Genomic DNA, 4,823 nt, shown 5'->3' on the forward strand with positions numbered 1-4,823 from the left:
GGCCGCCGCGGCCGGCGGAGCGGCGAGCGCGCAGGCCAGGAGGGCCGGGGCGGCGGCGAGGGCGAGGCGGCGGACGGCGGGAGCAGGCATGGTGGCACCTCCGGTCGGGCTCGGTCCCGACCCGGGGGGTCGATCGACACCGGCTGAAGATCGCGGGCACGGACGCGCCCGCACTCCCCATGGTGCATGTATTCGCAATTGCTAACAAGCGGGGGTGCGGTGCGCGTCCTCGCGTTACGCGCCGCCCGGTGCGCCTTGCGCCGGCGGGTTCTCCGGGGTCCGGCGGTCGCTGTCCTGCAGGGCTGCGACCCAGGCCGCCGCCTCGCGGAAGGCGTCGTCGGAGTGGTGCGGGGCCACGGTCGCCACCTTGTGGTCGGCCCGCGGATAGGAGCCGAGGAAGCGCGTGCTGGGACAGACGCGGCGCAAACCCTCGACGGCGTCCGCCACCCGGGCGTCGAGGATGTGACCGTCGACGTCCACGCTGAAGAAGTACTCCCCGAGGAAGTTGCCCGTGGGCCGCGACTCGATCCGCGAGAGGTTGACCCCCCGGGTCGCGAACTGCTCGAGGATCTCCATGAGGGCCCCGGCGCGGTCCTCCCACAGGGGAATGACGAGCGTGGTGCGGTCCGCGCCCGTGCGCGGCGGCAGGGGCACCCCGGGCCGGGCCACGAGCACGAACCGGGTGACGGCGGCCCTGTTGTCCCCGATGTCCTGCGCCAGCACCTCGAGCTCGGGGTGCTGCTCGACGACCACGGGCGAGCAGACCGCGGCGTCGAAGCCCGCCCGGGACGCCGGCCCCTCGCGCCCCGCCCCGCCGGGGAGCAGCGCGAGCGCCGCGGCGGCCGTGGAGGACGCCGGGACGTAGTCCACGCCCGGCAGCCGCTCGTCCATCCAGCCCCGCACCTGGGCCCAGGCGTGGGAGTGCGTGGAGACCGAGCGGACGTCGGCGAGCGCCGTGCCCGGCGGGGCCACGAGGACGAAGCTGATGGGCACCAGCGCCTCACGGACGATGCGCAGCTCGCTGCCGGTGGCCACCGCGTCGAGGGTCGCGGTCACGCCGCCCTCCACGGAGTTCTCGATGGGCACCATGGCGGCGTCGACCTCGCCGGAGCGGACGGCCGCGAGCGCCACGGGCACGGAGGACACGGGGAGGCGCTCCGCCTCACGGGCGCCCGCCACGCTCAGCAGCGCGGCCTCGGTGAAGGTGCCGGCGGGGCCCAGGTAGGCGTACCTCAACGGACGTTCGGGGTCTCGCCCGTCTCGGACACCATGGGCTTCTCGGCGTCCATCCACGCCCCCATGCCGCCCAGGACGTTGATGGGGTCGAAGCCGTACTGCTGGAGGTACGCCGTGGCCTTGAGGGACCGGCCGCCGGAGCGGCAGATCACGTACACGTCCTCGTCCACCGGCACCTCGCCGTAGCGCTCCGGGAGCTGCCGGAGCGGGATGTGCTGGGCACCGGCGATGTGCCCGGCCTCCCACTCCTCGTCCTCGCGCACGTCCAGGACGCGTGCGCCCTCGGGGATCTCCTCCACCGAGGCGCTCGGCAGGCTGTCCAGGTTGTCCATGGTCCGGGTCCTCTCGTCGGGAACGGGCTGTCCCGGACCAGCCTAGACCGCGGGCACGGGTGCCGGTGCGCCCGCCCCGAGCCAGGCGGCCAGCTCCTGCCGCTCCGCCGCGGAGGGATGGAAGCCCGCCAGCACCGCATGCTCCAGCACGCTGGCGAGCACCGCCCGGCAGAGCCGCGGCATCTTCGCGACGTCGCAGAAGCGGGTGACGGCCGCCGGCAGCGGCGGCCGGACAGGAGCCGGCGGCGCCGCGGGTGCCGGCTCCGGCGCCCGGTGCCTCGTGCGGTGCCAGAAGTGCAGGTTCGAGAACTCGACCTCCGGCAGGTCGACCAGCTCCACGGCCCGACGGAAGGAGCCGCTGCCGAACCACCGGGTGCGGGTGACGACCTCTCCCATGTCCGCGTGGATCCGACCTGCCAGGCGGGAGAGGCTGACGGGCCCCTCGGAGGACTCGTAGTCACTGCGCACGACCGCGCAGAACTCGTGCCACGCCCCCGGGTCCTCCGAGGGGCCCGCGATCGGCGCGGCACCCGGGGAGAAGCACCCTCCGGGGGCCGGCACCCCGTCCCCGGAGCCGGGCACGGGCTCCTCCGCCGGCGCAGGCGCCATGAGGTCGAAGAGGTCCTGCTCGTCGAGGTACTGGTCCGCGAGCGCCTCGTAGGCCACCGCCGTGGCCCCGGTCGCAATGATGCAGGTCCTGCGGTCCTGGGCCCTGAGGACCTGGAGCAGCGGCGTGAAATCGGCGTCGCTCGAGGCCAGGACGAACTCGTCGTAGTGGGCGTGGTGCTGCAATGCGGTCATCACGTCGATCACGATCCGGATGTCCGCCCCGTTCTTCGCGCCCCGGGTGAGACTGGGGCAGTCGACGACCTCGACGCCGGCCTGCGTGAAGAAGGGGCGGAACGTCGAGAAGTACAGCCTCTGCCCCGGGTTCAGCGGATGCGCGACGCTCCCGGACGGGTTCATGTAGCACCGCAGCACCAGCCAGCGCCGGGAACTGTCGGCGCCCTCCCCGCCGCTCGCCGCGGCCAGCCGGTGGATCCACACGGACGGCCGCTCGGCCAGCGCCATGGCCGCCGTCGGATCACTGCCGAGCAGACCGCCGAAGAAGTTGTCGAAATCGATGAACAGGGCGGCCCGGCGCTGGGTCATGGCATCCTCAGGGAAGCGGCGAACGGATTCTCTTTCGCAAAGATACGGTGCCGAGCGAGCTGCGGGCGGCCGGGGGCTTCCAGGCGGCACACAGGGACGAAACAATCCCTGTATAAATTGTGCCCTCGCCGCCGGGAGTGCCGTGCGGCGGGCCCGACCAGGCACCTCGTCCGGGTGTCCTCGACAGAAGGAAGAACTCCCATGAGCACCAGCGAACCCCGCAGCGCGGGGCCCGACGCCCCGGACCGCGAGGACCACGGCTTCAAGAAGGTCCTGGGCCGCCTCGACGCGATCGCCCTCGGCTTCGGCGCGATGATCGGCTTCGGCTGGGTCATCCTCACCGGCGACTGGCTGGCCGAGGCCGGGACCATGGGCTCCGTGCTGGCCCTCGTCACCGGCGGGCTCATCATGGCCGTCGTCGGACTCGTCTACGGCGAGCTCGTCGCCGCCATGCCGTACGCGGGCGGGGAGCACAACTACCTCCTGCGCGGCATGGGCGCCCGGTGGGCCTTCGTCGGGTCCTGGGCCATCACCGGCGGCTACATCACCATCGTGGCCTTCGAGGCCGTGGCGGTCCCCCGCACCCTGCAGTACATCTTCCCGGGCCTGAGCCAGATCCCGCTGTGGACCGTGGCCGGCTTCGAGGTGAACCTGACCTGGGCGCTGGTGGGGTCGCTGACCGCCGTCATCATCACCGCGATCAACATCCGCGGCGTGAAGCACGCCTCCATGGTGCAGATCTTCGTGATCCTCTTCCTGCTGATCGTGGGACTCATGATGATCTTCGGGGCGTTCACCCGCGGCTCGGTCGACACCATGGAGCCGTTCTTCACGAGCGGCACGGCCGGCTTCTTCCTCGTGCTCGTCACCGTCCCGTTCCTGTTCGTCGGCTTCGACGTCATCCCCCAGGTCTCCGAGGAGATGCACCTGCCGGCCAAGCAGCTGGGCGGGACCATCATCGTCTCCGTGCTGCTCGCCGCCGCCTGGTACGTCATGGTCGTGCTCACCACGTCCTCGGCGATGTCCGGCGCGGACATCGCCGGCGCGGACATCGCGGTCGCGGACGCCATGGGAGCCATGTTCTCCAGCACGGCCGTGGCCAACCTGCTCATCGCCGGCGGCCTCGCCGGCATCCTGACGTCCTGGAACTCGCTCCTCATGGGGGCGTCCCGCCTGCTCTGGGCGCTCGGCAACTCCCGGATGGTGCCGCAGTGGTTCGGCCGCCTCCACCCGAAGTACGGCACCCCGGCCAACGCCCTGCTCTTCGTGGGCGCCCTCTCCTTCGTGGCCCCGTTCTTCGGCGCCGAGATGCTGGGCTGGCTCGTGGACTCCGGCTCCCCGTCCATCGTGATCGCCTACGCCCTGGTCTCCGTGGTCTTCGTGATCCTGCGCCGGAGCGAGCCCGGCATGGAACGCCCGTTCCGGATCGGCGGCCACGGCCACGGCGGAACGGCGATCGGCGTGCTCTCGGTCGTGCTGTGCCTCGCCCTGATCAGCCTGTACCTGCCCGGGATGCCCGCCTTCCTCAGCGCGCCCGCCTGGACCATCTTCGGGCTGTGGTGGCTGCTCGGGCTCGTGTTCCTGCTGCGCATCCCCACCGGGATCCGGCCGGGCGCCGACGCCGAGCACCGGCTCGTCGCCGAGGTCGAGCGCCGCAGGCAGCGGAGCTGAGACGGCCGACGCGCCGGGACCCGGCGCGCCGGGCGGTCCCCGGCGCGCCTAGAAGGACAGCGAGGACTGCGGAAGAGGAGGACTGCCCATGGTCACGGTCGCCCAGGTGCTCGGCCTGCCCGGGCTCGGGCTGGAGCCCGTCGTCGAGGCGGCCACCGACCTGCCGGTGAGCTGGGTGGTGACCAGCGAGCTCGCCGACCCCACCCCGTACCTCGAGGGCGGGGAGGTCCTCCTGCTGACGGGCCTCCACACCTCCGCCCGGGCGCACTCCTGGACGGAGTACGTCCGCCGGCTCACGGACCGGGGCGTGGTGCACGGCGTGGTGGCGGGCGTGGGCGGCTACGGCAACTCCCTGGGCCTGCCCAACGTGGGCGGGGAGGTCGTCTTCGACTCCTGCTACCAGGGCAACCCGCTCGTCAACGCGCTCGCCGT

General features: G+C 72.5%; 5 protein-coding genes. 2 read left to right on the forward strand and 3 right to left on the reverse strand.

Annotated features, from left to right (window positions below):
- Positions 1-234 precede the first annotated feature (234 nt).
- The 3 genes from pheA to CRM73_RS18225 are packed head-to-tail and all read right to left on the reverse strand — an operon-like array spanning position 235 to position 2,720.
- Positions 235-1,236, reverse strand: coding sequence for a prephenate dehydratase (gene pheA, locus CRM73_RS18215; protein ID WP_172604332.1), 1,002 nt, complete (start codon positions 1,234-1,236; stop codon positions 235-237).
- Positions 1,233-1,568: a rhodanese-like domain-containing protein gene (locus CRM73_RS18220; RefSeq protein WP_017832057.1), complete on the reverse strand. Its 336-nt coding sequence runs from the start codon at positions 1,566-1,568 to the stop codon at positions 1,233-1,235. Before CRM73_RS18220 ends, pheA begins: the two co-directional genes overlap by 4 nt.
- A 42-nt stretch (positions 1,569-1,610) precedes the next feature.
- Complete coding sequence (locus tag CRM73_RS18225) at positions 1,611-2,720, reverse strand: NYN domain-containing protein (protein WP_229588687.1); 1,110 nt, start codon at positions 2,718-2,720, stop codon at positions 1,611-1,613.
- 201 nt (positions 2,721-2,921) lie between these two features.
- Between CRM73_RS18225 and CRM73_RS18230 the strand changes: the two genes are divergently transcribed.
- Both CRM73_RS18230 and CRM73_RS18235 read left to right on the forward strand, forming a co-directional pair.
- Entirely contained in the window at positions 2,922-4,391 is a 1,470-nt protein-coding gene (locus CRM73_RS18230; protein ID WP_126349840.1) for an APC family permease, read from the forward strand.
- A gap of 88 nt (positions 4,392-4,479) precedes the next feature.
- The coding region (locus CRM73_RS18235) for a PucR family transcriptional regulator ligand-binding domain-containing protein (RefSeq protein WP_229588688.1) at positions 4,480-4,823 on the forward strand (344 nt) is incomplete at its 3' end.

It is taken from the genome of Kocuria sp. CCUG 69068 (assembly GCF_020833785.1).
GTDB lineage: Bacteria > Actinomycetota > Actinomycetes > Actinomycetales > Micrococcaceae > Kocuria > Kocuria rosea.